21 protein-coding genes are annotated in these 26858 nt (G+C 53.5%); 13 read left to right on the forward strand and 8 right to left on the reverse strand.

Features of this window, described 5'->3' with window-relative positions:
• The first annotated feature begins 296 nt into the window (after positions 1-296).
• Positions 297-1217 carry a serine hydrolase gene (locus tag TH63_RS15670; RefSeq protein ID WP_048921772.1) on the forward strand — a complete coding sequence of 307 codons (921 nt, stop codon included), beginning with the start codon at positions 297-299 and terminating at the stop codon, positions 1215-1217.
• 12 nt (positions 1218-1229) lie between these two features.
• Here TH63_RS15670 and TH63_RS15675 read toward each other — a convergent pair whose 3' ends face one another.
• A complete protein-coding gene (locus TH63_RS15675) occupies positions 1230-2669 on the reverse strand; it encodes a phytoene desaturase family protein (protein WP_048921773.1) in 1440 nt (479 codons plus the stop codon).
• 142 nt (positions 2670-2811) lie between these two features.
• Here TH63_RS15675 and TH63_RS15680 point away from each other — a divergent pair, with 142 nt between their 5' ends.
• Entirely contained in the window at positions 2812-3498 is a 687-nt protein-coding gene (locus tag TH63_RS15680) for a 3'-5' exonuclease (RefSeq protein WP_048921774.1), read from the forward strand.
• Between the two features lie 377 nt (positions 3499-3875).
• Here TH63_RS15680 and TH63_RS15685 read toward each other — a convergent pair whose 3' ends face one another.
• The 3 genes from TH63_RS15685 to TH63_RS15695 all read right to left on the reverse strand — a co-directional run bounded on the left by TH63_RS15685 (position 3876) and on the right by TH63_RS15695 (position 7732).
• Complete coding sequence (locus TH63_RS15685) at positions 3876-4769, reverse strand: NYN domain-containing protein (protein ID WP_048921775.1); 894 nt, start codon at positions 4767-4769, stop codon at positions 3876-3878.
• A gap of 784 nt (positions 4770-5553) precedes the next feature.
• Positions 5554-6747 carry a glycine C-acetyltransferase gene (kbl, locus tag TH63_RS15690; protein WP_048921776.1) on the reverse strand — a complete coding sequence of 398 codons (1194 nt, stop codon included), beginning with the start codon at positions 6745-6747 and terminating at the stop codon, positions 5554-5556.
• A gap of 52 nt (positions 6748-6799) precedes the next feature.
• Positions 6800-7732, reverse strand: coding sequence for a hypothetical protein (locus TH63_RS15695; protein ID WP_048921777.1), 933 nt, complete (start codon positions 7730-7732; stop codon positions 6800-6802).
• 109 nt (positions 7733-7841) lie between these two features.
• On the opposite strand from TH63_RS15695, the gene TH63_RS15700 reads away from it, so the two are divergent.
• The 5 genes from TH63_RS15700 to TH63_RS15725 all read left to right on the forward strand — a co-directional run bounded on the left by TH63_RS15700 (position 7842) and on the right by TH63_RS15725 (position 12843).
• Complete coding sequence (locus TH63_RS15700; RefSeq protein WP_048921778.1) at positions 7842-8804, forward strand: NAD-dependent epimerase/dehydratase family protein; 963 nt, start codon at positions 7842-7844, stop codon at positions 8802-8804.
• A 243-nt stretch (positions 8805-9047) separates the two neighbouring features.
• A complete protein-coding gene (locus TH63_RS15705) occupies positions 9048-9707 on the forward strand; it encodes an outer membrane beta-barrel protein (RefSeq protein WP_048921779.1) in 660 nt (219 codons plus the stop codon).
• Between the two features lie 189 nt (positions 9708-9896).
• Positions 9897-10625 (forward strand): DUF3891 family protein, encoded by a 729-nt coding sequence (locus TH63_RS15715; RefSeq protein ID WP_048921781.1) that lies wholly within the window; start codon positions 9897-9899, stop codon positions 10623-10625.
• A 178-nt stretch (positions 10626-10803) separates the two neighbouring features.
• Positions 10804-11133 (forward strand): thioredoxin family protein, encoded by a 330-nt coding sequence (locus TH63_RS15720; RefSeq protein WP_048921782.1) that lies wholly within the window; start codon positions 10804-10806, stop codon positions 11131-11133.
• A gap of 273 nt (positions 11134-11406) precedes the next feature.
• A complete protein-coding gene (locus tag TH63_RS15725) occupies positions 11407-12843 on the forward strand; it encodes a DUF4403 family protein (RefSeq protein ID WP_048921783.1) in 1437 nt (478 codons plus the stop codon).
• A 138-nt stretch (positions 12844-12981) separates the two neighbouring features.
• On the opposite strand, the gene TH63_RS15730 is transcribed toward TH63_RS15725, so the two are convergent.
• Together TH63_RS15730 and TH63_RS15735 are read right to left on the reverse strand one after the other, a co-directional pair.
• Positions 12982-13434, reverse strand: a complete 453-nt coding sequence (locus tag TH63_RS15730; RefSeq protein WP_197088576.1) for a hypothetical protein — start codon at positions 13432-13434, stop codon at positions 12982-12984.
• A gap of 34 nt (positions 13435-13468) precedes the next feature.
• Positions 13469-14236 (reverse strand): hypothetical protein, encoded by a 768-nt coding sequence (locus TH63_RS15735; protein ID WP_076606508.1) that lies wholly within the window; start codon positions 14234-14236, stop codon positions 13469-13471.
• Between the two features lie 156 nt (positions 14237-14392).
• Here TH63_RS15735 and TH63_RS15740 point away from each other — a divergent pair, with 156 nt between their 5' ends.
• The 6 genes from TH63_RS15740 to TH63_RS15770 all read left to right on the forward strand — a co-directional run bounded on the left by TH63_RS15740 (position 14393) and on the right by TH63_RS15770 (position 21874).
• Positions 14393-15355 (forward strand): YihY/virulence factor BrkB family protein, encoded by a 963-nt coding sequence (locus tag TH63_RS15740; RefSeq protein ID WP_048921785.1) that lies wholly within the window; start codon positions 14393-14395, stop codon positions 15353-15355.
• Positions 15356-15681: 326 nt separating this feature from the next.
• Entirely contained in the window at positions 15682-16341 is a 660-nt protein-coding gene (locus TH63_RS15745) for a hypothetical protein (RefSeq protein WP_048921786.1), read from the forward strand.
• Positions 16342-16675: 334 nt separating this feature from the next.
• Positions 16676-17350 (forward strand): tRNA (5-methylaminomethyl-2-thiouridine)(34)-methyltransferase MnmD, encoded by a 675-nt coding sequence (gene mnmD / locus TH63_RS15750; RefSeq protein WP_048921787.1) that lies wholly within the window; start codon positions 16676-16678, stop codon positions 17348-17350.
• 805 nt (positions 17351-18155) lie between these two features.
• A complete protein-coding gene (locus tag TH63_RS15760; RefSeq protein ID WP_048921789.1) occupies positions 18156-20666 on the forward strand; it encodes a S9 family peptidase in 2511 nt (836 codons plus the stop codon).
• 193 nt (positions 20667-20859) lie between these two features.
• Positions 20860-21450: a hypothetical protein gene (locus TH63_RS15765; protein WP_048921790.1), complete on the forward strand. Its 591-nt coding sequence runs from the start codon at positions 20860-20862 to the stop codon at positions 21448-21450.
• A 40-nt stretch (positions 21451-21490) separates the two neighbouring features.
• Positions 21491-21874, forward strand: a complete 384-nt coding sequence (locus tag TH63_RS15770) for an SRPBCC domain-containing protein (RefSeq protein WP_048921791.1) — start codon at positions 21491-21493, stop codon at positions 21872-21874.
• Between the two features lie 114 nt (positions 21875-21988).
• Here TH63_RS15770 and TH63_RS15775 read toward each other — a convergent pair whose 3' ends face one another.
• Positions 21989-23383: a SusD/RagB family nutrient-binding outer membrane lipoprotein gene (locus TH63_RS15775; protein WP_048922899.1), complete on the reverse strand. Its 1395-nt coding sequence runs from the start codon at positions 23381-23383 to the stop codon at positions 21989-21991.
• Positions 23384-23394: 11 nt separating this feature from the next.
• Positions 23395-26616 (reverse strand): SusC/RagA family TonB-linked outer membrane protein, encoded by a 3222-nt coding sequence (locus TH63_RS15780; protein WP_048921792.1) that lies wholly within the window; start codon positions 26614-26616, stop codon positions 23395-23397.
• Positions 26617-26858 lie beyond the last annotated feature (242 nt).

The following is a 26858-nucleotide window of genomic DNA, read 5'->3' on the forward strand; positions in this document are numbered from 1 at the left end:
GGATGTCAGGTAGTCTCCTGACTACCTTCGCTGTGACAACAGCGATCCCACGCATTCCTGATCTTCCTTGCCCTGCTAGTGGCTCCTAGTGAGTCTGGAGACTCACAACATCCTCCGTCACGAGACTAAAGTCTCGCGCCAGTAGATCAATTTGAACCTGTAAGTTTTAACACCTCTAAAGCTTTTTCCGTTTTAAGCCCGTTTTCCGGAAAACGGGCTTAAAACGGATCCTCCGCCACCAGGAAAGCGCTAGATGCCAGAGAAATGTTTATCTTTTGGGCATTAACCTAATCTATATGCGTCTGCTATTCCTTCTCCCCATTCTTCTCTTCCTACTTTCTCCTCCCTCCTTTGCTCAAAAAGCCAAAGAAAAAATTGATACCAAACTCATCCAGAAACTACAGGCGCTCACCCAGAGGTTTGAAGGAGACGTGGGCATTTACGTGCGGCATCTGAAAACCGGCAAGACCGTAGCCCTCAACGCAGACAGCCTCTTCCCTACGGCCAGCATGATTAAGGTGCCTATCATGGTGGGTATGTTTGACAAAATGGAACGCGGCGAGATAGACCCCAAAGCCATTCTCCGCTACCGCGATTCTCTCTTCTATGCCGGCGAAGACATTGTAGGCAATTTCAAAGACAGCAGTACGGTGGCCTTGAGCAAAGTGCAGATGCTCAGCATCACCACCTCAGATAACACGGGCAGTCTGTGGCTGCAGCAACTGGCCGGCGGCGGCGCAGCCATCAATGCCTGGCTGGAGAAAAATGGCTTTGCGCATACCCGCGTGAATTCCCGCACCGAAGGCCGCCGGCCCAACTGGCAGAAATACGGCTGGGGCCAAACCACGCCGCGCGAGATGGCCAACCTGGTGACCATGATACGCGAAGGCCAAGCCGTGAGCCCCGCCGCCAGCGAGCGCATGTACCGCAACCTGGGCCGAATTTACTTTGACAGTGAAGCCCTATCCCAGATTCCGCCCACGGTAAACACGGCCTCCAAATCTGGGGCGGTGAACCGTTCCCGCTCAGAGGTGGTGCTGGTAAACGCCCCGCACGGTGACTACGTTTTCTGCATCATCACCAAAAATCAGAAAGATGAAAGCTGGCAAGACAATAATGCCGGGTACGCCTTAATCAGGGCCGTTTCCAAAACCCTGTGGCAGCATTTTGAGCCGGGTTCTAAATGGCAACCGGCTCCCGGCGTGGAGAAATATTAATCCCTGGCCTTTCTAACCCAACGCCGGGGCCGGTAACCCAAACGCATCTTTCAAAGCGCGCCGGGCCGCGTGGTAGCCACACATGCCGTGCACACCTCCGCCGGGTGGCGTAGAGGAAGAACAGAGGTAAAGGCCTTTGGCCGAGGTCTGGTACGGCGACCAGCGCAAGGCCGGACGGGTGTACAACTGACCCAGGTCAATAATGCCGCCGTTGATATCGCCGCCAATGTAGTTGGGGTTGTAGGCTTGCATTTGGGCCGTGTTCATGGTGTGGCGGGCCAGAATCAGATCCTTAAACCCGGGCGCGAACCTTTCCACCTGTCCTTCAATGGCTGCCGTCATGTCTACAGTAGAGCCGTTGGGTACGTGGCAATACGCCCAGGCAGTGTGTTTCCCGGCGGGTGCCCGGGTGCCGTCGAACAGGCTTTGCTGCGCCAGTAGCACAAATGGCTTTCCTGGGTGCTGCCCGTTAGCAGTAGCCTGTTCAGAGGCGGCAATCTCTTCCAGCGTATTGCCCAGGTGCACGGTTCCCGCCTGCCGGCACTCCGGGGCGGTAAAAGGAATAGGCCCGTCCAGCGCCCAATCTACTTTGAACACGCCCATGCCGTAGCGGTAGCGCTGCAGCTGGTTTCTGTAAATAGGTGATAACTTCTCTCCCGCTATCTCTAGCAGCTGCTTAGGCGTTACGTCCAGGAGCACGGCCTTTCTGGAAGGCATCTGATCTAGGGAAGTAACGTAGAAACCGGTCTCTATCTTTCCGCCCAGGCGGGTAAAGTATGAGGCCAGCGCGTTAGCGATCTGCTGGGAACCGCCCTTCGGGATTGGCCAGCCCTGGAGATGCCCCACCGCCATCAATACTAGCCCAATGGCTGAAGTGGTGAGGTTGGAAAGAGGTTGGATGGAGTGCGCCGCCATGCCCGCCCACAGCCCACGGGCCTCAAGGGTCTTAAAGCTTTTAGCCAGGTGCGTGGCCGAGGTGAGGGCATTCAGTCCGAAAGCCGCCATATCCAGCGGGTGCTTCGGGAACCGCAACGGACCCAGCACATCAGCCGCCAGGCCAGGCCAGCTTTCCACCAGCGGCTTCATTAAATCCAGGTACACCTTCTTATCCAAGCCCAGTGCCTCAGCGGTGTCTTGCAGGGAAGGACGCAGGGCCGCGGCCGTGCCGTTGTCAAAGGGGTGCGCCGCCGAGAGCGGGGGCGATAAAAACTCTAGTCCGTGCTCCCGAAGGGGAAGCGTTTTAAAGAAAGGAGATCCTACCGCTAGCGGATGGATGGCAGAGCAGACGTCATGCACGAAACCGGGCAGGGTAAGTTCCTGGGACCGGAGGCCGCCGCCAATGGTATCTTTGCCTTCCAGCAGCAGCACCTGTAGGCCTGCCTGTTGCAGGGCAATGGCCGCTGCCAATCCGTTGGGCCCCGTACCTACCACTACTGCGTCATATTCTGCCATGCTTTACTGGTTTCTGTTTGTTTCACGCCTTATACTTTCAAATCTAGAAATAGGCTTATTGCTTTGGGCCTGTTTTTCAGAAAACAGGCCCAAAACAGATTTCCGTTCTTGCGTATAGGGGGTACAAGCTACTCATTTTTGCATGTCTGACGCGCCTTTTCTTCCGCTTTTCCCGCAGCTCACGCCGGTTCTCAGCAACGTGACCGCCCTTGACTTTGAAACGACGGGCGTAAGCGGCGGCAAAGGACGCGTGATTGAGATAGCCGCCCTCAAGAGCGCCAACGGCCAACTGACCGGCCGGTTCCAGACCCTGGTGAAACTGAAAGGCGAACTACCAGCTAAAATCACCCAGCTTACAGGCATCACGCCCCAGGACCTGGCCAACGGCATGGAGGAGCGCGCGGCCTTTGTTATCCTCAAGGAGTTTATTGGCGATAGCGTGGTGGTGGCGCACAACGCCCCTTTTGACTTGGGCTTTCTTTACAGCACCTACCGCCGCCTAAAGCTGGGACCGGTGCAGCACCCGTTCCTGGACACTTTGTCGGTTTGCCGGTTGCGCCAACCCTCGCCGCGCAGCCTACCCGACATGTGCAAGGCCTATGGCATTCCGTTGAGCCGCTGGCACCGGGCCTTACCAGACGCCACTGCCACCTGGCACCTGCTTCATCGCCTGCATGAGGAAAGCTCTCTGGAGGACATGCGCAACAAACTGGTGCTTAACCCCAAATACGGCACTCCTTTCTGGCTTCCGCCGCTGGCCGAGCTTTTGCCTTATAAAGATTCTTCCTCCTTTTCACAGGACACCTCATCACCCACTGAACAACCGTAGCGAACAGGTAATCAATATTTTATAACAAAACCAAGGACTCTTACTTTGAAACGCAGTAACAAGCACCGTATTTCTCTTTTGAAAACGCCGTATTTATTCACCCTACCCTTATACAGAAGCCTGCGTTTAAAGGCATAAAGAACTGATTCAACCACCAAGAAATTTAGCACTTTCCTGATATAGGGAAAAGCGAGTTCACCTTGCTTTCAGGCGCGTCTTTTAGCGTAGATTTCTCATGAAAGCGACCAGTATCACCCGGCAAGGAAACTACCTGTTTCCACAAAAAAGGGGGAGCTTTGCGGCTCCCCCTTTTGCTTTTTTTGTTGTTTTAATTTTTTGGCTGTTGCCAGATGCTACGGCAGAAGTTAGTCAGGCTTCTACAGCAGTTTTATACTCTTGGCCACGTCATTGCCTTCCTCATCTTTCTCAATGTCAAACTCCACGCGGTCACCCACGTGCAGCTCATTGAAATCTGTGTCTATCACGTTGGTGAAATGGAAGAACAGGTTGTTGGGCGGGAATTTGATAAAGCCATAGCCGTTCTTGAGGCTCATGATCTCGCCTTCGCCGTGGTCGGGTTGTTCATCGTCTTTCAAGACGGGCGTGGTGCGTTTCTGATCTGGCTGCACAAAGAAGCGCTGGATGGAAGCGTCATTGTTGGCAATGGCCTGGTCAATGATGCCGTGCATGGCCATGGGGTAGGTTACCTCTGCCAGCAGGTCTTGTGACGGGCGCGTGGTCATGCGCTGACCGTTGTCTGTAGTGTATTCAAACTCCCAGGTCATGGCCATTACGCGGGTACCCAGGGTGTTCACTTTACGCACCAGGGGTACGTAGTCTCCGTCTGAGGAGATGAGCACCAGCACATCAAAACGCTTGTAAAATGCCTGTTCAAAGGCCTCCAGGGCTAACCACACGTCTATTCCGCGCTCCTGCTTGTACCCTTCCGGCGTAGTGCGCACCGGCAGGTAATGGGTAGTAACGCCTTCAGACATGAGAATGTCATCAAACACGCGGTCCCAGTAAAGGGTGTCGCCGCGTTGGCTGGCCTCATAGGCGTTCAGCCTTCCCCTGAAATAATGGGCATCTACAATTCGGCAAAAACGCGGTTCCACGTTTTCCTCTTCGGCTACCTGATCTCTGATGAATTCATGTAGCCCCGAAATGCTGATGCGGCGCTTGCGCTGGTGGCCATACGCATAATAGTTACTAACCTGTAAGAAGTAATTGCCGTCATAGAAGACGCCAATCCTCACTAGTTTGTCCTGCATGTTGTTGTCGGTTTTTACGTTTGTCTGTTTATTCTTTTATCTGTTTCACTATTAAACTAGAAGAGAGGGAGAATTGGCAATAAGCAAGCGGAGAGGAAACAGAAATACTAAAGGAGATGGGGGAAGCAGGCATTAGAGTTAGTTACTAAGAAAGAACCTAAATTATTAAATCTGCTATATCTTATAGAATTCCTATAAACCAATCGGGGGAACCACATTCTTATTCAATTCTCACTTCCTGGTGAGCATAGGCACCTTCTTTTGATGCCGGTATTTGTTTACTGATAAGTTTGTTAACTATGCTACGGAAAAATAACAAGCACCTTTCCGCCAATGAATATTCTCCAAAAGTATACATTCATTGGTTAGGTGACAACCTAAATTATTAACGTTCTATTTCTCTGTTCTAGTACGTACGTATTTCCCTGGTTTCGCATCTAGCAGGAAAGGCAAAAACTACCATTATCCTGTTTAAAAAGAACGTCTCTAAACCGCTTCTCTGAAGACAGTTATTACCGTGAAAAATTCATCTGCAAGGTGCCTACGGTGGGTAGAAAGCAACTAAAAACCGCGAGGCCGGCGTACCAAAAAAGGCAACCTGGTTTTTCTCACCTTCCTTCTGTTATATAAAACTAGTTTTGCTCCATATTGTTGAAAATTTTTATAGTATTGCCCAGGATTCTATGTAGAGATAGTTTTCCCCCAAGCCAAACGCCCTACTAATCTCCGTTGATCAGTAGGGCGTTTTTGCGTTGTTTTCAGGAAAACAGGCCAGAAACGGGAATTAGCTTTTCAGCACGCCCAGTTCTCTGCCTACCTCGGTGAAGGCCTGAATGGCGCGGTCCAGGTGCTCCTGGGTATGCTCCGCGGAAAGCTGCACGCGAATACGGGCTGCTCCCTTGGCCACTACCGGGTAATAGAACCCAATCACGTAAATGCCTTTCTCCAGCATCTTGGCCGCAAACTCCTGCGCCAGCTTTGCCTCATACAGCATTACGGGCACAATAGGGTGCACACCCGGCTTAATGTCAAACCCGGCGGCGGTCATTTTCTCCCTGAAGTATTTGGTGTTCCACTCCAGGCGGTCCCGCAGCTCAGTGGTAGAGCTTAGCAGTTCCAGCACTGCCAATGAGCCACCTACAATGGCCGGGGCCAGGGAGTTGGAGAACAGGTACGGGCGCGAGCGCTGGCGAAGCATTTCCACAATCTCTTTCCGGCCGGAAGTGAATCCGCCCATGGCGCCACCCAGGGCTTTGCCCAGCGTACCCGTGATGATGTCCACGCGGCCCATCACGTTGTGGTGCTCATGCGTACCGCGGCCGGTCTTGCCAATAAAACCACTGGAGTGGCACTCATCTACCATTACCAGCGCCTTGTATTGGTCGGCTAGGTCACAGATCTTATCCAGCTGGGCAATGGTGCCGTCCATGGAGAAAGAGCCGTCGGTGACAATGATGCGGTGCTTGGCGCCCTGGCTTTCCTGCAGTTTGGCTTCCAGGTCTTGCATGTTGTTGTGCTCATAGCGGTAGCGCTGGGCCTTGCACAGGCGCACACCGTCAATGATAGAGGCATGGTTCAACGCATCTGAAATGATGGCGCTCTGTTCATCAAACAAAGGCTCAAATACCCCGCCGTTGGCGTCAAAGGCGGCGGCGTACAGAATGGTGTCCTCGGTGCCCAGGAACTCGGCCAGCTTGGCCTCCAGCTCTTTGTGGATGTCTTGGGTTCCGCAGATAAACCGCACCGAGCTCATCCCAAACCCGTGGGTGTCAATGGTGCGTTTAGCGGCCTCAATCACGGCCGGGTGTGACGACAGGCCCAGGTAATTGTTGGCGCAGAAATTAAGCACCGCGCCCGTCTGCTGGGTCTTGATCTCAGCGTGCTGCGGGGTGGTGATAATACGCTCTTCTTTATATAAGCCGTTGGCTTTGATCTCAAAAAGTTGCTGCTCTAAATCTGGTTTAAGCGTCTCGTACATAGTGGTTGCGTTTTAGGCGTTCGGGGTTATGGTGTGTTTACGTTCTAAGAAATTATTCAGGCTTCTCCGCCTCACTGCCCGAGGGCGAAGGCCGTTTGAAAACGGGCCGCGGCCGCGGAGGTTTGGCAAGTTCCTGGACTGGAGGTTCTGGAAAATCCGTTTCCGTTTTAGGGGTGTTTTCTGCCAAACTGCCTGAAACTAGCGGCTCTGCTGCTACAGGTTTTTCGCTCTCCCCGGGGGCAGGCCTTTTGAAAACCGGTCTGGGCCTGGGCGATTTGGGTTTGGTCTCTTCCGCCGGCGGCGCGGTTTCCGGCAAAGCGGTTTCCGGGGCTGGCGGCTCCGCCGAGGGTTCCGTGGAAGCAGCGGTTGCCTCAGGAGCAGAAGCGGGCCCTTTGAACACCGGGCGCGGGCGCGATGGCTTTGCTGCCAGGGTCTTCGGGGCCGTGGTTTCTTGAGTATAAGCTGGAAGATTGGTTTCCTTTTCTGCCTCGGCAGCAGCAGTATCAGCCTCCACAGCTGGTGCCTCTGGGGCCGGGCGTTTGAAGACCGGTCTGGCGCGGCCAGGTTTAGGCGTGGCTTTTTCAACATCTTCCGCAGAAGTAGGCGTGGGCACCGTTCGCTCTACAGAAGGCGTCTCTTCGTTGGAAAGCTGGGCAATGATCTCGGCCGGCGGCCGATTTACCGGAGTGGTCTCCGCAGATGGTTGCTCAGCAGATTCCTTGGTGGGTGCGGCCCGGCGGGCAACGGCTCTGGGCCGGGCCGGGGCTGCAGTAACTGCCTCCTTTTGCGCGCTGGCCAAGGTGGGTTCGGGGACCAACAGGTAGCGACGGCGTACGTCATTGAGCACCATCTTTACCGAGTTGTAAAAACTATTGGGGTGCATTTGGGCGTATAGGTCCTGCCAACGGGCATACCGCACCGGATCATCGGCCGAAAAGGCCGCTTCAGCAATGCGCCGTTTCATCAGAAACTCTGAAAAAGTCATAGAGGCAGTACGCTGGTTCCCACTTCCAAAGATACAAAACCTGTGCAGTCTCCCATATTTTTTGGAGCCACTTGAATAACGTACATTTGTTTTCCTATTCAGCACCTGCATGACAAGACAAAAAAATGCCATTTTAGTGATAGGCGCCTGCGGACAGTTGGGCTCTGAACTCACCCTGGAACTCAGGAAACTCTACGGCAACGCCAACGTGGTAGCCGCCGACATTCAATACCCCAAGCAAGCCGAGCTGCGCGAGACCGGGCCCTTTGAGATAGTGGACGTGCTCACGCCCCAACACCTGGCAGACCTGGCCGCCAAATACAAGTTCGACCAGATTTACCACCTGGCGGCTATCCTGTCGGCTACCGGCGAGAAGAACCCCAAGTTTGCCTGGCGCCTGAACATGGACGGCCTCTTCAACGTGCTGGACTTTGCCCTGGAGCAGAAGGTGGAGAAAGTGTATTGGCCGTCTTCCATCGCGGTTTTCGGCCCTAATACGCCCCGCCAGAACACGCCCCAGGACACCATCATGGACCCCAACACGGTCTACGGCATCAGTAAACAGGCCGGCGAGCGCTGGTGCGAGTACTATTTTCTGAAATACGGACTGGACGTGCGCAGCCTGCGCTACCCCGGCCTTATCGGGTACAAAGCCCTGCCCGGCGGCGGCACCACCGACTACGCCGTGGACATTTACCATCAGGCCCTGGCCAAAGGCACCTACAAGTGCTTCCTGAGCGAGAACACCCGCCTGCCCATGATGTACATGCCAGATGCCCTCAAAGGCACCCTGGATCTGATGCACGCGCCCCTGGAGCAGGTGAAAGTGCGGTCATCCTATAACCTGGCCGCCATGAGCTTTACCCCCCAGGAGATCACCGCCAGCATTCAGCGCCACTACCCAGACTTTACCATTACGTATGAGCCAGACGGCCGCCAACAAATTGCAGACAGCTGGCCGCAGAGCATCAATGACAGCGCTGCCCGCCAGGACTGGGGCTGGCAACCTAGCTTCACCCTGGACACCATGACCGATGACATGCTCCTGAACCTGAAACGCACCAATAACTAGCCCTTTGCCAGGAATTTGGGTTTGAACACCCCGCCGTTGCAGAAACGGCGGGGTGTTTTGTTTTAGGGCCGTTTTCTGAAAAACAGGCACAAAATAAGTGGTGCGCAAGGCAATAAATTTATCCTGTTCATTTCCACGGGCTTGCCTTTGAGGGGTGCTTCTTTGTAGCCAAAAGCTATTATTAATACGGAAGGCTTCTTTAATATTGCGGCTCGTTTAACCCCCTTATTAACCACTAGTACTATGTTGAAGAAATTTTTCTTTGCCGCCACCTTCTGCCTTTCCCTGAGTTTTGCCGCGTCTGCCCAGGATTCCGGAGCCATTAAACCTGCTGCCGGTGAGGTAACCGGCGAGGTACAGCTGAGCCTTTCAAGCGGCAACACCGTGGGTCTGAGCCTGAACCAGCTGCGCGGCCGCTACTTCCTGGCCCCAGACATGGCCGTGCGGGCGTCGTTCTCCCTTAGCCTGAACACCGAGGATTATGATGACAACTTCAACCGCAGCTCTTCCTATGTGTCTATTGCTCCCGGCATAGAGAAACACTTTGCGGGCACAGACCGCCTGTCGCCGTACGTGGGCGCTGAGCTGAGCATCTCCAAGTTTTCTGCCCATGAGGAAAGCTCCTTTGAGGAAATTGAGGGTGCCTGGTCTAACGGCAACGGCATTGCCAACCGCAACTACTTCGGGTTAGGCCTGGGGGCCGTGGCCGGCGCCGATTATTACTTTGCCAAGCATGTGTATTTAGGCGTGGAGTTTGGCCTGGGTTTCCAGTACAGAACCTACGGCGAGGTAGAGAGAGACCCTAAGAATTCTGGCAACACCATCACCTATGATGATGACCGCAACAACCTTTCCTTGAACCCAACCGTGAACACCGGCCTGCGCCTGGGCTTCGTGTTCTAGTCTCCGGAAGGTTTACATCTCAGGCCCGGCAGTACCCAAAACTGCCGGGCTTTTTTGTGACCTATACTTTTTTGTTTTGGGGCTGTTTTTGGTAAAACAGGCCCAAAACAGCATCTGCTCTTGCCTACAAAACCTTTGCGCGTGGTTCTCAGTTAAAAACGGCGGCGGCACCTTGGCGCCCACCACGCTATGATTGTAAATACGCATGAGAAAGGATGGGAAATTATCTACCAGCAGGCGCACGCGCTGTTGGCGGCTGAGATAGGCTTCGCCTGGATGCCTGAGAAACACCCGCTCCATTTCATGCAGACCCTGGCCGCCATTGCCCAGCATGACGACGGGCAGAAAGACTGGACCGGTCATTACGCCCTCACCGCCGCCGGCGCGCCCGCCAATTTCACGCAACTGCCCTTCGCGCTGCAGCAGGCGAGGCAGGTCATGAAAGAGGCCCGCTTCCAGGGCCGGTGGCGCAGCCTGCTCACCAGCATGCACCTATCTTTTTTGTATGAAGACCTGCGCGGGCAGAAAAAAGAGTGGGACGCGTTTCTGGACCACCAGCTGGCCTGCCAAAAGGACTGGCGCCGGCAACTAAAAGTGACCAAACCCCAGGCGCAGTACGCCTATGATTTTATGCAGTGGTGCGACCGCCTTTCGCTCATCCTATGCAGAAATGAGCTACCTGAGATGGAGCGCGCCCTGGAGGTAAGCCACGGCCCAGACCAGATCCGCTATGAGGTGAAGTTACTGAAATCAGGCGCCGTGCAGCTGGAGCCCTGGCCGTTTGAGGCCCTTGAGCTGAGCCTGCAGGTAGAAGCCCGCTGCCTTAGACAGCTCCAGTTTGCCACTGACCAGGAACTGGCCCAGGCCTTGAAACAGGCCCCTATCTACCTGAAGGAATGGCACCTGCAGAAACCCTGAGACCAGAACGCGTCTCGCTCCCCTGGGTAGCCCCTCCCTGGCCTATATCTATGATTGCTTGTCTTTTAAAACCGCACTCCTCTCAAAAAAATACCGTATAAACCGCTATACCTCATTAACCTAAGCCTCATTTTGCACGTTAGTAATAGCCTGAATTTATATTTCCTTTTATTCCCTAATGGCTATTCAAACTTCTTCAGATAACGAATTACGCTCCATTATTTTCGCTAAAGACCGGGTAATTGTCATGTTTGTGGATGACAACTGCCAGATTTGCAAAGCCCTGGCCCCGGCCTACAAAAAATTCTCTGAGAACCCCACCTACCAAGACATCACCTTTCTGCAACTGGACTCGTCTGAGAACCCCGTTTCCAGCCAGGAAGTAAAGCTTAGCGGCACCCCTTTCTTTGCTATTTACTACAAAGGCACTTTACGTGACTGCGCATTGTTGTCTACCGAAGAAAAGGTAAGAAAGTACCTGGACAAACTTTTGGTCTGCTGTGACTAGAGATTGTTTTAAGAGCTTGTTTAAATTTTGATTCTGCCAGCGAAAAATGCTAGTATAAGGTTCTGCGGAAGCGGTTTTTAAGCAGCGTAGCAGCGCTACGGTGCGAGAAAAACGCAAACGCAGGGTCTTGCAATGGCGTTTTACAGCGCAAAAGACAAAATTAAACATGCTCTAAGTTTGGGGTAACCAAAAAAAGCGTTTTCAGCCCGTTTTTCAGAAAACAGCCCCGAAACAGGAATGCCTTCTGCCTCCATCCTTCATTTCTGAAACGGCATGCCCCAGCGTTTTTTCGTCTTTCTGGTTTACTTTATTCCGGCCCTTATGGGGCTTTCTGGCTGTCAGCGCACCTCTTCTTTAGCAGAGAACGCCCCGGCGCCGGCCGTTGACTCGTACACCGCCCCGCCGCTCCAGCTTTCTACCATCACGCTGCCGGTCACCATACCCGTGCGGGTGCTGGAAGAGCGCCTGAACCAGGAAATGACCGGCGTGCTCTACCATGACAACAACCTGCAGGATGACAACCTGGAAGTAAAGGTCACCAAGGCCGGCCCCATTAAACTACGCGCCGGGTTCAGCAAACTGTCTATGGAGGTACCGCTTAAGATCTGGGCCCGGGGCCGATGGCAGTGGAACGCCTGCACGTTTTGCAAGCGTATTCAGAAGACGGAGGAAACTGAGTTTGACGTGACCGTACGCACCGATAGCCGCCTGCAGGTGCTCCCCGACTATTCCCTTAAAAGCTTTACCAGCGGCGACTTTGCCTGGGGTGACCGCAAGCCCACAGTCTCCTTCGGGCCGTTACGCTTCAACCTGGCGCCCTTCATTGAACCCAAGCTCAAGGCCCAGTTACTCCCCCTGCTGGCGCAGCTGGACCAGCAACTGCAGGAGAGAATTCCGTTGCAAACCTACCTGAGCCAGACCTGGCACCAGATCCAGAGCCCATTGCTGCTCAACCAACAATACCAGGCCTGGCTTTCCATTGATCCGCAGGCCATACGGCTTACCCCGCTGGAACTGCAGCAAGACCAGCTTAGCCTGCAGATTGGCATTGACGCCTTTGTGCACGTGGCCACCGGCAAGAAACCGGAGGCAAAGGCTTTGTCTGTCCTGCCCCGTTTCACCCCCGTACGCACCCTTCCGCAGGAGGCCCAGATTGCCCTGTCCAGCGAGGTCTCCTATGCCTCCCTCACGCAAATGGTGCAGCAAGGCATGAAAGGCCAGACCTTTACCTTTGAGGACGGCAAGCACCAACTCACCATTCACCAGGCCCAGGTGAGCGGCACCGGCACGCAGCTGCTCCTGGCCCTGGAGACCAGCGGCCAGACCAAGGCGGGCTTCCTGACCAAGAAGTTTTCCGGGAAGATTTACCTGCAGGGCGTACCGTATTATGACCCCGGCACCCAAAGCATAAAAGTGCGCCAGCTTAACTACACGCTTGACACCCAGGACCAACTCATCAACACCGCCCAGTGGCTGCTCAAAAACCGGCTTTTGGCCCAACTGCAGCAGAACCTTGACTTCCCGGTGAAAAGCCAGCTCACCACCATGCGGAATGCCCTGCAGACCGGCCTGGCCGAAAACCGTCTGCAGCAACAGGTCCTGCTGCGCGGCTCGGGCTTTACCCTGGAACCAGACACCTTGTTTGTGACTCCTACCGGCATACGCGCCCACTTTCAGGCGACCGGCAAGCTGGCGCTGTTTGTGGAATAAGCGCTAAAGTTCTGTTTTGAGGCCGTTTCCCCGGAAACAGGCCCAAAACAGAACTCTTTCAAAAAGAGAAGTCGGCAGAACTAACTTAGTTCTGCCGGCTTCTCTTTTGCGTTAATAGTTTGTTGTTAGGTGTATTTCTTATTTTATTGAAAAGCTTGATGATGTAAAGTTTTTTGACATAGCATCCTTGTGCTCTGCAAAACGAACCTCTATTCTAAATGTGCCTATATATTTCAGCCAATTAAAACAATACTGTTTATTTGCTTTCTTAGGGTGCCACATGACAGAAGCCGTTTCATTAGCCTTCAGTAAATTATAGACAATACCGACCTTTACTTGGCTATTGCAATTATAGTTTTTAAGGTCAGGGATTTGGTCAAACCATTCGCCTTCTTCTACAAGGGCTAATAGGCTGTATGAAATGTAGACGTCATGATTGGTATCATTCTTAATACTAAACTTTATAGGTTCTCCCTTTGCGTACGAAGACTTTAACCCTGAAATAATTACAGAGTCACTATTCATAGCCGGTGCTGGGATAGCCAGCAACAGCACAGCGTACAATTGCAAAATCTTTATCATCTCGGACAAAGTTCTTTGATTGATATGTCCTACAACTCACTCCTTACTTAAAAAGACTCCGGTTAATGGGCTTTGGGCTGCTGAATATCTCTGGGCTAACCGAGGCGGGAGCGGCAATGTCTTTAATGTTGAGTCGGTCATTGGGGTCGGTGCTGCGGCCCGAGGAAAGCAGGATGTTGCCGTAGCGCTGGTAGTTGGTCCAGGGGCGGGTGAAGGCTGGGTTAGGGTCTGTGTACTTGGCAAAGTAGCTCCACTCTGTGACCAAATGGCTTTTCTTGTCTACCGCCAGCAGGTACTTGTTGTCTGGGGTCACGCCTACTTTGGAGAATGTCATTTCCAGGATATCGGCGGGCGCGCCGGCCTGGGTCTGGCCCTCGCCTACGTATTTAAGTGTTACGCCGGCGTCCTGCAATTTGTAGGGCATCACAAACCAGTAGGAGTTATTGGCCCACATGGGGTACATGCGCCGCAGCCAGGGGTTGGCCTTGGTGGTATCTGTGACCTGCGTGCCCCGCAGATAAACCTGCCCTAGTTTGGTATCCAGGTTACTGATCACCACCAGAGAGTCGCCGCGCTCATAGCGCAGGTCATTGGTCTTGCGGTCCCAGAGGTGGTATTGGTTATTGAAGGTCCAGGCCAGAAACCGAGTGTCTTCCCAGGCTTTTCGGCCGCCCATGGCCTGCATCACTTCTTTGGCAATGGCAGCTGCTTTGGGGTCTGCGGTGCCCGTGGCTTGGGTTGGGGCGGTGGTGCTGCATTTCATCAGTAACATACTGCTGCTCAGGAACAGATACAGGAAGAACAATCTCATAGCTAGGTGGGTCTTAGGTGCCAGGCTAAGGTACGAAAAAGCAGCACTCCGCGGTTGCTTCCTCTTCTCCCTCGCCCAGGCTTTGTGCTTATAATTTCAACAATTGTATTGCTGCTCCCGTAGTTTGGCTAGACCCTCACTAAAAGACCCACGTCAATGGCTAAGTATGCTGCGAAAAGTATCATGTCCCTTATCAAGAATTCCGGGGTGGAGTTTATGGAGAACAACTCGCTGCGGTTAGCGGCGGCGCTCTCTTATAACACCATTTTCTCCCTGCCCCCGCTGTTGTTTATTGTGGTCACCGCCGCCGGCTATTTCTTCGGGGAGAAAGCCGTGAGCGGCCAGTTATACAGCCAGCTCAATGAAATGGTAGGGGCAGAGGCGGCTACCCAAATTCAGGAGATGCTGTCCCGGCAGCACCTTGAAGGCACCAGCACCGTGGCCACCTGGATTGGCATTGGCACCTTAATCTTTGCAGGCACTACCATTTTTGTGACCCTGCAGGAATCTTTGAACCAGGTCTGGAACCTGAAGACCAAGGCCAAGAACGGGGTCATGAAACTGGTCATGGACCGGGTGCTGTCTTTTGGTATGATCCTGAGCATTGCGTTTCTGCTGTTGGTGAGTTTGGTGGTGAGCGCCCTTATTGGCGTACTCACAGACTACATGAAGGAACTCATACCGGGCATTGCCATTGTCTTCATTTATATCCTGGATGTGGTGGTGTCTATGGGTTTTATTACGCTGCTGTTTGCGTTGATTTTCAAATACCTGCCAGACGCCGTTATCCGGTGGCGCGATGTCTGGGTGGGCGCCGCCATTACTGCCTTTCTGTTTCTGCTGGGCAAATACCTTATTGGCTGGTACATTGGCCGCAGCGATTTCAGCAGTTCTTACGGCGCCGCGGGCTCCCTGGTCATTCTGCTGGTCTGGGTGTACTACTCTTCGCTGATCATCTTCTTTGGGGCAGAAGTGACCCAGGAATATGCCGAGTGCTTCGGACAGCCCATTACCCCAGATGAGAACTCGGTACGCATTGAGGTGCGCGAGGTGCCGTTTGAAGAATCTAATGACGCCAAAGCCGGCCGGCCACCTGCACAAGGCCGCTTCAAGGAATAGCCGTCTAGAGCCTATTTTTTCTAAAACAGCCTGAAAACGTGTTTACCCCACACGGGGCCAGGCTGTTTCTCTTTGGTCTTATTCGCGCCCATTAGCTCCTCGGTTTGGTCAAGGATCTATGCCTGATTTCCGGTTTCCGGCACCAACAGAACGGAGCCTAGATGAGTATGAAAATAAGTAGATATTTTTGCTCTTGACTTAGGGGTAAAAGCGGGATTTCTGGTCCAAATAAAAGGGAAATAAATGTGGCTATTGCGTAGCTTTGCCCTACGTTTTCCCGTATACCTTCTACCATTCTGACAAAAATCTCTACTTCTGATACTGGTATGCGGCGGCTGATTGTGCTCTTATTGTTACTCCCGGTATGGGCTTATGCTGGCTGCCAGAGCAAGCAGGAACCTGATACCCCCCGGGTAGCCGCGACCGCCGCCCTCAAACCCAAAACCGTACCCGCTAAAACCGCCTTTCAGCGTAACTTCAACAACACGGCCAGCATGACCGCGTTCTACAAGCGCGTTGAACTGCAAGCCGATGAAAACCCTGAGGTACGCAAGGCCGCCGACTTCATCTCCAACCCGTTCCTGTCGGTGAATGAGCCTGTGCTCAAGCATTACACGGCGCAGGTGCGCACTAACTTTAAGGTGTTCAAAGACACCATCGCCAACCTGCACAACGCCCGCTACATAGACACCATCTTTCAGGTGAACTTTGATTCCAGCACCGTGGAACTGTATTACCCCCAGTACACCAAACAGTTCCTGCTTTCTTACGCAGATGTAAAGAGCCCCAACCTGGCCCTCAGGAACGGCATTAAGGTAGGCACCAGCCGCCAGGAGCTCCTGCAGAAACTACAAGGCTACAAGCTGTTCATCAAAGAGCAGAAAAACGTGGTGGAAGTCTGTGACTGGGAACGCAACTCCTGGCTCAAGTTCCACCTGTCCAAAGACAAGGTGGCCAGCTTTGAGTATGAAGGGTACATTGACTAAGTAATTAAGAATTAATAATTAGGAATTAAGAATGGGGGCGATGCAAATTGAGCCTGCGTAAATTCCTTACCCGTTTTCTTGGTTGGTAGCTTTCCTCACAGACCTCTTGCCCCTCTCCTGGTGGAAGCAGTTCTATTTTGAGCCTGTTTTCAGAAAAACACCTTTAAAACGGAGACGCAATTTCTTGCTTCCTCTACGGGAAGAACCACTGATGATGGTAGTAGGCTGGTTTCCGTTTTAAGCCTGTTTTCTGGGAAACACCTCTAAAACACCTCTCCACTTCCCGCCAATTCTTAATTCTGAATTCCTAATTCTTAATTCCTAATTTCACCCCATGAACCTGGAAGTAAGACAGACCAAAGACGGCTCCACCACGCTTTTCGTACCGGAGCTGAATGAGCATTACCATTCTGTGCACGGGGCTTTGCAGGAGTCGTTGCACGTGTTCATCAAGATGGGCCTGCAGGCTACGCTGGAGCGTCTGCCTTCCGTGCGCATTCTGGAAGTTGGTTTTGGCACCGGCTTAAATGCCTTGCTTACCCTCCAGCACACCCTGGCCACAGGCGCCACCGTGCATTATGATACCCTGGAAAAATACCCGCTGCCCATGGACGTGGTGGCCCAGCTGCACTTTGAGAAATTCATCCTAAATCCCGAACTGCTGGACTTTTTCACGCCGCTGCACGCTGCTCCCTGGGAGGAAGCCGTCACCATCACGCCCACCTTTACACTCCGCAAGCTAGAGACCGATCTGGAGACCTTCGCCCCGGCCCCGGAAAGCTATGACCTCATCTACTTTGACGCCTTCGCCCCGGAGAAACAACCCCACCTCTGGACCGATGCCGTTTTCCAGAAAATGCATGACTGCCTGGCCCCCGGCGGTACGCTGGTCACCTACTGCGCCAAAGGCAGCTTCAAACGCAGCCTGAAAGCCGCCGGCTTCACCGTAGAAGCCCTCCCCGGCCCCCCGGGCAAAAGGGAAATGACCCGCGGTGTGAAAGCCAGCTAGATTTTAGATTAGCCCAATCTCTGGTTCAAGTTTCCAACTTGGACCTACCATGGGCGGAAGTTTTCAACTTCCGTGAGGCACATCCTCAAAATGGGTTTCCAGGGTCATTGCAAGGGACAGGCCCCTAGCAGACAGGCCCCTAGCAGCTGGAACCACGGACAGGTCAAGCCCTGTCCCTACACCAACGCAGATTGCTTCCCATGGCATTTTGCGTAGACACTCGCAGGAGCTGCGCACACTACGAGGTCTTTGGATCCAAGGCAATTCTAACTGGGAAATCTTCCCGCCCGCAGGGCGATAAAGGCATTACAGCGGACCAAGCAGCAACCTATATCCTGCCCCGCACCTTGCGGAGGGCCGCCACGCGTAGCCCGAAGCATGGGCAGGGGCAAGTAGCGGCTACTCAATTGGTAGAGGCCTAAGCTCCCTACGAAGCAGATAGCTCTTGCCCGGTGGTACTGAAAAGAAGCCCCGCCTGTCTGAGCGGCAGCGAGTTCGGGGGTTCTTGATTCTTTTGGTTACTTTTCTCATCAAGGAGAAAAGTGACAAACGCCAGCCTGGCGCGACTCCCGCCCCAAGGCTTGGCAGGAAGTTAATAGAAAGCAAGGGCTTATTGGTAGATGGAAAGGCAGTTTTAGTCGTTGGCCCCTAGGAACACCAACAACGGCGAAGACGGCGAACAGCTGATAACACCACAAAAAGCCAAGGCTAAAAAAGGGTATCCCCACCCCTTTCCTCCTCCTATCTTATTATTCAAGAGCCGTTTCGTATCTTCAGGCTTCCAAACAAACACACTTCTTTTTACATGAGAATTCTTTCCTTCCTGGCTGCCTTTTTATGGGCGAGCCTGGGGCTGTACGCCCAGTCTGGGCAACCGGCCAAAGCCAATTATCAGTTGGCCGCCCGCTTCTCGCCAAAGAAACTGGAGAAGCTTATTTTCACCACCAGCCTGGACCCGCATTGGCTCAAGCAGACCGACAGGTTCTGGTACATGTATGAGACTTCCAACGGCAAGAACTGGTACGTGGTAGACCCGGTAGCCAAGTCAAAACAGGCTATCTTCAACACAGATAAACTGGCCGCTGATATCACCTTGGTCATACGCGACCCGTTTGACGCCCAACACCTACCCCTGGAGAACCTGAAGTTCACCGAGGACGAAAAAAACGTACAGTTTGAGGTAAAAAGCTCTATTGACCAGGTCAAGAAAGACCGCATAGACAAGAAAGCCGCCGACTCCCTGGAGAAGAAAACCTTCTATTTCCAGTACAATCTGGCTACCCGTAAACTCACTGAGTTGAAGGACTACAACAAGCCAAAGCGCAAGCCTATGTGGGCTTCTATTTCCCCAGACCAAAAGTTTGTGGTGTTCGCCAAAGAGCACAACCTCTACTGGATGGACCGTGCCAACTATGAGAAAGCCCTCAAGAACGAGAAAGACTCTACCATTGTGGAAACCAAGTTCACCAATGATGGCGTGGAGAATTACAGCTACGGCGACTCGCAGGGTGAAACCAACGTGGAGCGCGAGAAAAACAAAAAGAACCGCAAGCCGACCTTTATCATGTGGTCACCGGACTCTAAGTACTTCATCATGACCCGCACCGATGCCCGCAAGGTGAAAGACCTGTGGGTGCTGCACAACACCGCTACCGGTCGCCCGGCCCTAGAAACCTACAAGTACCAGATGCCCGGCGAGAAAGAGGCGCCTATCAGAGAGTTGCTGTTGTTCAACTTCGCAGACAAGACCGCCAGGAAAATAAACGCTGCCGCGTTCAAGGACCAGGAGCTTTCCGTGTGGCCAGCGCCCGCGAAGCAAAGCAGCCGCGATGACGAGTTCCGGGCCAACCTCTGGCACGGCACCAACAACAAGGTGTACTTTACCCGCACCAGCCGCGACCTGAAAAAGATTGACGTACTGTCTCTGGATGTTCCTTCGGGCACCGTGAAGCCCTTGATTGACGAGCGGTTCAACACCTACGTGGAAGTAAGTCGCGTGGGCCTGGTGAACGGTGGCAATGAACTCATTCATTGGTCTGAGCGCGACGGCTGGGGCCACTTCTACCTGTATGACGGCAACGGCAAGCTCAAAAACCAGATCACCTCGGGCGCTTACCACTGCGAGGAAATTGTAGGCATTGATGACAAAGCCCGCGTGCTGTACTTTACGGCCAACGGCCGCGAAGCCAAGGAAGACCCGTACTTCCTGCACCTGTACCGCGTGAACTTTGACGGCTCGGGTCTTAAGCTGCTCAACAGCGGCAACTTTGACCACCAAAGTAGCATGAATGACAGCCGCAAGTTCTTCGTAAACACGGCCTCCCGCGTGAACACGGTGCCGGTTTCTACCCTGTACAACAACAATGGCAAAAAAGTGATGGACCTGGAGAAGGCAGACCTGTCCCGCCTGATGACCACCGGCTACAAGTTCCCGGAGCCGTTCATGGTGAAAGCTGATGATGGCGTGACCGACCTGTACGGCGTCATGTACAAGCCCTTTGACTTTGACTCCACCAAGAAGTACCCTATCATTGAGTACATCTACCCAGGCCCGCAGACCGAGGCCGTGAACAAAGCCTTCGGGCGCAGCATGGACCGAATGGACCGCTTGGCGCAACTAGGCTTTATTGTAGTCACCGTGGGGAACCGCGGCGGGCACCCGGCCCGTTCCAAGTGGTACCACACTTTTGGGTACGGCAACCTGCGTGACTATGGTCTGGCAGACAAGAAAGCCGCCGTGGAGCAGCTGGCCGACCGGCATAAATTCATTGACGTTAACCGCGTGGGCATCACGGGCCACTCCGGTGGCGGGTTCATGTCTACTGCCGCCATGCTGGTATACCCAGACTTCTTTAAGGTGGCGGTCTCTGGCGCGGGTAACCATGAGAACAACATCTACAACCGCTGGTGGTCTGAGAAGCACCATGGCGTGAAAGAGGTGATCACGGCCAAAGGCGACACTACGTTCCAGTACACCATTGACAGAAACCCAGAACTGGCCAAAAACCTGAAAGGGCACCTTTTGCTCACCCATGGGGATGTAGACAATAACGTGCACCCGGCCAACAGCATCAGAATGGCCGATGCCCTTATCAAAGCCAACAAACGGTTTGACTTTGTGATGATGCCCGGCCAACGCCATGGCTACGGAGACATGACTGAGTACTCTTTCTGGATGACCGCCGACTACTTCTCTAAATACCTGCTGAGTGACTTTTCCCAGACCGTAGACATCACGGAAATCAACAGAGAAGCCGAACAGAACAACAAAAGACCTCAAACCAGGGCCACGACCCAACCTGAAGACGGGGAATAAACCCCTAGCGCTTCTACCTATAAAAAAGCCGCAGCCCGTAAGGACCTGCGGCTTTTTACGTTATGCCGTTTTGGGGCCGTTTTCCAGAAAACAGGCCTAAAACAGAGTTCCAGTGGCTGATGTAAAAGTTCTATCTTGCGCCTTGGCTCCGGCTGCCAATCCTTTACCCGCTTACTTTCCGTATAAGCCTTCTATGACAAAACTGTTTCCCGGCCTTTTGCTTTCGTTGCTGGTGTTTTCCTGTACCAGAGACAACACCGCCCAGTATGAGGCCAACCCCGTGGCCGAGCAGGTGATGGTAGAGACCCCCTCCCCTGTTTCCTTCGCCAGCTTCAGCAGTAGATTGCCCGTGTTGCCTTTACCCTTTAAGGCAGGCTGTTCCTATGCCTACGTGGTGGGTTCCAGGCCAGACACCGCCGTGGCCAGCACTTACCTCAAGCCAGAGGAGCAGCCTTACCGCCGCCTGACCGTGAATAAGGACGTAACGGCGCTGCTGGTGCTTTTCCCTACAGATGAGATACTGCCCCGGCTCAGGACGTATTCCAGAGAAGGGGTAATTATTGACGAACAAGACCTTAAATTTGCGGCCTGCGGCGAAGAACCGGGCTTCCGGCACCGTGAGCAGTTCACCATTAAAAAGGATCTCACCATTGAGCACATAGACAGTACCGCCCGCTGGAGGTCAGATGCCCAGGACAATGAACTGCCCGGCACCCGCAAGCTCACCGTGACCCGCAAGAAATTCAAAATAACGCCAAAAGGCGACATCCAGGAAATCAAATAAATGGCCTGAGACCACAAGGCCCGCCCTTTAGTATACCCGCATGAAAGACTTTAAGAAATACTACACCCTGCCGGCTACGCCCGAAGAAGTATATATTGCCCTCACCAACCCCATTACCCTGCAGATCTGGACCGGCGAGCCCGCCGAGATGTCCACGGAGCCCGGCTCGGAATTCTCCCTCTGGGAAGGCAGCATTGTAGGCAAGAACCTGGAGTTTGAGGAGAACAAGAAGATTGTGCAGCAATGGTACTTCGGGGACCAAACCGAGGAATCCATCGTGACCCTGAAACTGCACCCCCACAAGCAGGGCTGCTCCGTTGAGGTACGCCATACCAATATCCCCGACGAAGATTTCCAGGACATTACCGAAGGCTGGGATGAAGCCTACATGGGCCAGCTGACCTACTTCTTTGAAGAGCAATAGTCTTTCCGTTTTGGGGCTGTTTTCGGAAAAACGCCCTTAAAACGGAAAGGGCATAGAAACAGAAAAGGCCGGTAACGTACCGGCCTTTTCTGTTTCTATAGATTTACTAGCTGGCTAGTCTTTATCCCACCATACTTTCCCGTAAAGGGTATCGCCGCCGGGCAGTCTTTGCACCGCCGCCTTGTAGTTTTCGGCGTTCAGGAAAGCCTCGTCTGAGGGGTACATCTGGCGGGTGGGCACGGCGTTTCCAGCCGATGGCACCAGGTTGGCAGGGTAACCAGTTCTTCTCCATTCGGCCCAGGCCTCAAAGCCGTGCATGAACAGGTGCACGTAGCGCTGGTTGCCAATCTGCTGCAGGGCAGTGGCCGGGTCATAGGCAATGCCTGGTTTGGCCAACAGGGCGCTGGCGCCGGTGGTGCTCCCGGTCCATTGCAGGATGGAGTTCTGTACCGCCAGGTCATAGTTGGTTTTCGCCTCGGCGTCCCCGCCGGCAGTCCAGCCCAGTTTGGCGGCCTCGGCTTTGGCAAACAGGGCCTGGGCATAAGTCACCAGATAAACCGGAGCGTTCTGCGCAAAAATGGCCGTTCCTAACAGCGAGTAAGCAGACGTATTTGGCATGCCCGCCGTGGTTCCGAAGGGCAGGCCCACGTATTCTCTGGTGGTTTTGGTAGGCTGGCCAAACACGGGCAGGCGGGGATCGTCTACCGGTTTCAGGTAGTCTACCAGGGTTTTGGATAAGGCCCACCACTCACGGCCCCGGCTCACCTCGCCGTACCAGTAATTCTGGTTGTTGGCGTCCAGGAGGTGCTTAAACACGAAGCTATCGGCGTTGCTGGCCATGATCCCATCGGCTAAGGCCGCGTTGAATTCTGCCTTGCCTTTGGTAGGGTTCACGTTTGACAGGCGAAGCGCCATCAGTAACCTAATGGTGTTACCCAGCTTCTTCCACTTGGTCATGTCACCGTTGTAGATGATGTCATTGGTCACGTTTCCGGTCACAATCTGGTCGTTGGCCTCTTTCAGCAGTACAAACAGGCTGTTGTAGATAGACTCCTGGGTATCATAGGCGGGCGTGAAGTTGGCGTTCCCCTGAAGCGCCTGGGAATAAGGCACGTCTCCCCAGCGGTCTGTGATGTGCCAGTAGTAATAGGCTTTCAGGATCTTGGCTACCGCCAGTTGGTTGGCAATGGGGCCCTGGAGCGCGCTCAAATCTTTTGACTTGAGGGTTTCCTCTATGTTCATCAATGGCCCCTGGTACAGCCCGTAGTAGCTGGTGCCCCCGGTTGGGTACAAGGAAGCCGTTGGGTATTGGGTCTCAGAAAGGAACTGCGCCATAAACTCGCCCTGCGGCGAAGAACCCAGCCCTGGCAATGACAGCATGGCGTTGGCCAGCAGCTGCATGCCCGAGGCCGCGCTTGGTGAGTTAGGCGTAATGTTGATATCGTCGTCAAAATTATTGCAGCCCCCCAGCAGCACACCCGCCAGGAGTAAGATATATAACTTCTTCATGGTCATTCAAATTAAAAAGTAATGTTAAGGTTTACCCCGTAAGAGCGCACGGTGCTCAACTGCCCAGACTCATACCAGCTGATAGACTGGCCACCGCTGGAAAGTTCTGACGGGTCTAAGCCTTTAGGGGCTTTTTGCCAGAGCTGTGCCACGTTGCGCGAGATCAAGGCCAGGCCTACTCTCTCAAAAGGCAACTTGCCCAGCATGGCTTTGTCTAAGGTGTAGCCCAGGCGTACCTCTCTCAGTTTCACGTAAGAGGCATCATACAGCCAGTCGTCATAGATTCTTCTGGCGGTGGTACCGTACAGCGTCTGCGGATTCACATAGACCACCGCTTCCTGGCCGCTTACATCCACGCCGTTTACTTTCACGCCTGGCCCATACAAGCCTTCCACTCTCACTCCACCGCCTTCGGTCACAGGGTCACGCACGTTCTTGCCGCGGTCATTCATGGCAGCGGTTTCAGCGGCCTGACCGGTTCTCATGGCCAACATTTTAGACCGGCTAAAGAACTGGCCTCCAATCTGGTAGTCAATCATGGCCGAGACATCAAACTTCCAGACCCGGAACGAGTTCTGGAAACCGCCGGTATAGTCTGGCATTACGCTCCCGAAATTATGCGTGGCGGCGGTGAACAAGGGTACGCCGTTAGCGCCCAGCAATATTTTACCGGTGGCCGCATCACGCTGGTAAGACTGACCTATCAACACCCCAAAGGCCTGGCCTACATAGGAGTTCAGGTAGCTGGTGGTAGAAGAGTAGGTGGTAGAGTAATGGTTGTAGACATCGCTGCCTTCGGCCAGTTCCACTACCTGGCTTCTGTTTCTGGAGATGTTGAAGGTAGCGTCCCAGGCAAATTTCTCCATCTTAAGCGGGCTACCGGTCAAGGAAAGCTCAAAGCCTTTGTTCTCAATTAAACCGGCGTTCACGGTAGCCGTTCCGTAGCCGCTGGCGCCAGACACCCGCAGCGGAATGATCTGGTTCTTGTTCTTCTGCTGGTAATAGGTAAGGTCAAGGCCTAAACGGTTGTTAAAGAACTTGAAGTCTACCCCTGCCTCATAGGAATGGGCAAAAGACGGCTTGAGCAGTGGGTTGTTGAGGTTATCTGGTACAGACAGGGTATTCACGCTGGTGGTACCGGCGTATACGGTGCCCACGTTATAGAAGGCAGTGGTCTGGTAGGGCTGCAAGTCTGACCCGGCCTGGGCGTAGCTTACTCTAAGTTTACCCAGAGAAAGCGGGTTCCAGTCAATCAACTCACTGAACACAAACGACCCGGACAAGGAAGGATACCAGTACGAGTTATTTTTAGGCGGCAAGGCCGAGGAGTTGTCATTCCGGAGAGAGGCATCCAGGAAGTACGTGTCTTTATACCCCAGTGACACCATGCCGTACATACTCCTGATCTCTTTTTCACGCAGGTAAGAAGCCGTTACAGGGCGGTCAATAGAGGCTTCAATGTTGTAGAAACCGGGTGCGGAAAGGCCACCCACCGTAGCCAGTGACAGATAAGAATACCGGTCATTGAACAGGTTGGCGCCCAGGTTGGCGTTCACCGAGAAATCCCCCCACTCTTTGTCATACTGGGCCAGGAACTCATAGTTCATCTGGCGGCCCTGGTATTTGCCTACAGAGTACGCAGGCACCGCTTCCTGACCACCAAACCCAATCTGAGACTCTATGTTCTGGGTGTACATGTCTGATCGCACAAACCCGCTCAGTTTAATCTCAGGCAGCACTTGATACGTCAGGCCTACGTCCCCGAACAGACGCTCACGGCTGTCAGTGGTAGGGTTTTCATAGGCTTCAAAGTACGGGTTGTTCCAGTAAAGGGCCTTGAAATTGGTGACTACGCCGCTGGAGCCGGGCGTTGGGTTGCGCAGGTTCCACTGCAGGAAAGTACCATCATCATACTTATAGTTTTTCAGGCGGTTCATGTCTACGTTGCGTTGGAACCACTGCGTGGTGTACCGGGCCCCGAACTCAGAGCCTTGGGTAGGGCGCTGGGCGTTGTTGGTGGCAATGTTGAGGTTGGTAGAGACATTCAGTTTCTTGCTGATGTCTATGCCGGCGCTCACACCCACGTTGTTTCTTCTGAGAAAGGTGTTAGGCTCCACTCCCTGTATTCTGGTGTCATTGAAACTTAACCGGAAGTTGGTATTCTCGCCGCCGCCAGAAATGGTCACGCCGTTGTTCAGGTTAGTACCGGTCTCATAGTAATCTCTGATGTTGTCTGGGTGGGCCACAAAAGGCGTCTCCTTACCAAAGTCAGGGTCCTGCGGGTAGAAGCTGTAGAACTGGCGGGCCGGGGTGCCATCCATTTTAGGTCCCCAGCTTTCATCTACGTCCAGCTGCACGTATTTCTGCCCGTTGGCCAGTTGGTTCCAGGTTTGCTTTGACCCACCGCCGTACAGGTTCTGCAAGGGCATAAAGTTGCCCGCTTTCTCAATGGCGAAGGCAGAGTTCAGCTCCACGCTTACTTTCTTGGCTCCCTTGGCGCCTTTCTTGGTGGTGATCATGATCACGCCGTACTGGCCACGTATCCCGTACAGGGCAGATGCCGCCGGACCTTTAAGCACGTTGATAGACTCAATATCCTCTGGGTTCACGTCCTGCCCCAGGTTCCCGAAGTCGGCACCGGCGTCACCGGCAAAGTTGGTATTGGCGATGGGTGTACCGTCTATTACCAGCAAAGGCGGGCTTGACCCGTTAATAGAGTTCACCCCACGTATCACCAGTTTCTGGGTACCGCCCATGCTGGCCCCCGAAGAACCGGTTACCTGCACCCCGGCTACTTTACCCGCCAGGGAACCCAGCACGTTCTGCTCCTTGGTATAGGTAAGGTTTTCGCCCTGTACCTGCTGGGTGGAATAGCCCAGTGATCGCTCACTGCGTTCTATGCCCAAGGCGGTTACCACTACTTCATTCAGTTGTTTGCTATCTGGGGAAAGGGTCAAATTAAAAGAAGTTTGGCCAGCCACCGGAACCTCACGGGTCACATAGCCCAGGTAACTCAGCACCAATACCGCGGCATTATCTGCCACCCGCAGGCTGAAGTTTCCGTTAGCGTCGGTAGAGGTACCGGTGCTGGTTCCTTTTACCACCACGCTGACCCCGGGCAGGCCGGCGCCATCATCTGCGGCGGTCACTTTACCGCTGATCTCCCGTTGCTGCGCATAACTCATGCTCAGCGAGGAAACCAACGCCAATAAAAGAAGTAAGATTTTTTTCATGCTTGTAAGTAGTTAGGTAAGGGAAATAAGGTTAGTAGAGCTGATGTTAGTAGGGTTGACATTCAATTAAGCTCATATAATATTTATAATTTTCTATATCTCCTAGCCTAATCACCAATTAATTAGGTTTCTTTCGCTTTCAATCAATTTCTTTAGAAATGAATCGTACTTAAAAGCATGCTTCCCTAAAAGAGGCAAGGCCGCCAGGAAGGCTTTCAGCGTTTTTCCTGACTATTGACCGT

This window comes from Rufibacter radiotolerans (genome assembly GCF_001078055.1).
Taxonomy (GTDB): domain Bacteria; phylum Bacteroidota; class Bacteroidia; order Cytophagales; family Hymenobacteraceae; genus Nibribacter; species Nibribacter radiotolerans.

Coding starts and splice junctions, on each gene's coding strand:
- TH63_RS15735 (WP_076606508.1), bottom strand. CDS start 14,236: ATGAGATTGTTCTTCCTGTATCTGTTCCTGAGCAGCAGTATGTTACTG.
- TH63_RS15765 (WP_048921790.1), top strand. CDS start 20,860: ATGACAAAACTGTTTCCCGGCCTTTTGCTTTCGTTGCTGGTGTTTTCC.
- TH63_RS15745 (WP_048921786.1), top strand. CDS start 15,682: ATGCGGCGGCTGATTGTGCTCTTATTGTTACTCCCGGTATGGGCTTAT.
- TH63_RS15670 (WP_048921772.1), top strand. CDS start 297: ATGCGTCTGCTATTCCTTCTCCCCATTCTTCTCTTCCTACTTTCTCCT.
- TH63_RS15760 (WP_048921789.1), top strand. CDS start 18,156: ATGAGAATTCTTTCCTTCCTGGCTGCCTTTTTATGGGCGAGCCTGGGG.
- TH63_RS15725 (WP_048921783.1), top strand. CDS start 11,407: ATGCCCCAGCGTTTTTTCGTCTTTCTGGTTTACTTTATTCCGGCCCTT.
- TH63_RS15775 (WP_048922899.1), bottom strand. CDS start 23,383: ATGAAGAAGTTATATATCTTACTCCTGGCGGGTGTGCTGCTGGGGGGC.
- TH63_RS15705 (WP_048921779.1), top strand. CDS start 9,048: ATGTTGAAGAAATTTTTCTTTGCCGCCACCTTCTGCCTTTCCCTGAGT.
- TH63_RS15700 (WP_048921778.1), top strand. CDS start 7,842: ATGACAAGACAAAAAAATGCCATTTTAGTGATAGGCGCCTGCGGACAG.
- mnmD (WP_048921787.1), top strand. CDS start 16,676: ATGAACCTGGAAGTAAGACAGACCAAAGACGGCTCCACCACGCTTTTC.
- TH63_RS15740 (WP_048921785.1), top strand. CDS start 14,393: ATGGCTAAGTATGCTGCGAAAAGTATCATGTCCCTTATCAAGAATTCC.
- TH63_RS15680 (WP_048921774.1), top strand. CDS start 2,812: ATGTCTGACGCGCCTTTTCTTCCGCTTTTCCCGCAGCTCACGCCGGTT.
- TH63_RS15715 (WP_048921781.1), top strand. CDS start 9,897: ATGATTGTAAATACGCATGAGAAAGGATGGGAAATTATCTACCAGCAG.
- TH63_RS15685 (WP_048921775.1), bottom strand. CDS start 4,769: ATGCAGGACAAACTAGTGAGGATTGGCGTCTTCTATGACGGCAATTAC.
- TH63_RS15675 (WP_048921773.1), bottom strand. CDS start 2,669: ATGGCAGAATATGACGCAGTAGTGGTAGGTACGGGGCCCAACGGATTG.
- TH63_RS15695 (WP_048921777.1), bottom strand. CDS start 7,732: ATGACTTTTTCAGAGTTTCTGATGAAACGGCGCATTGCTGAAGCGGCC.
- TH63_RS15780 (WP_048921792.1), bottom strand. CDS start 26,616: ATGAAAAAAATCTTACTTCTTTTATTGGCGTTGGTTTCCTCGCTGAGC.
- kbl (WP_048921776.1), bottom strand. CDS start 6,747: ATGTACGAGACGCTTAAACCAGATTTAGAGCAGCAACTTTTTGAGATC.
- TH63_RS15770 (WP_048921791.1), top strand. CDS start 21,491: ATGAAAGACTTTAAGAAATACTACACCCTGCCGGCTACGCCCGAAGAA.
- TH63_RS15720 (WP_048921782.1), top strand. CDS start 10,804: ATGGCTATTCAAACTTCTTCAGATAACGAATTACGCTCCATTATTTTC.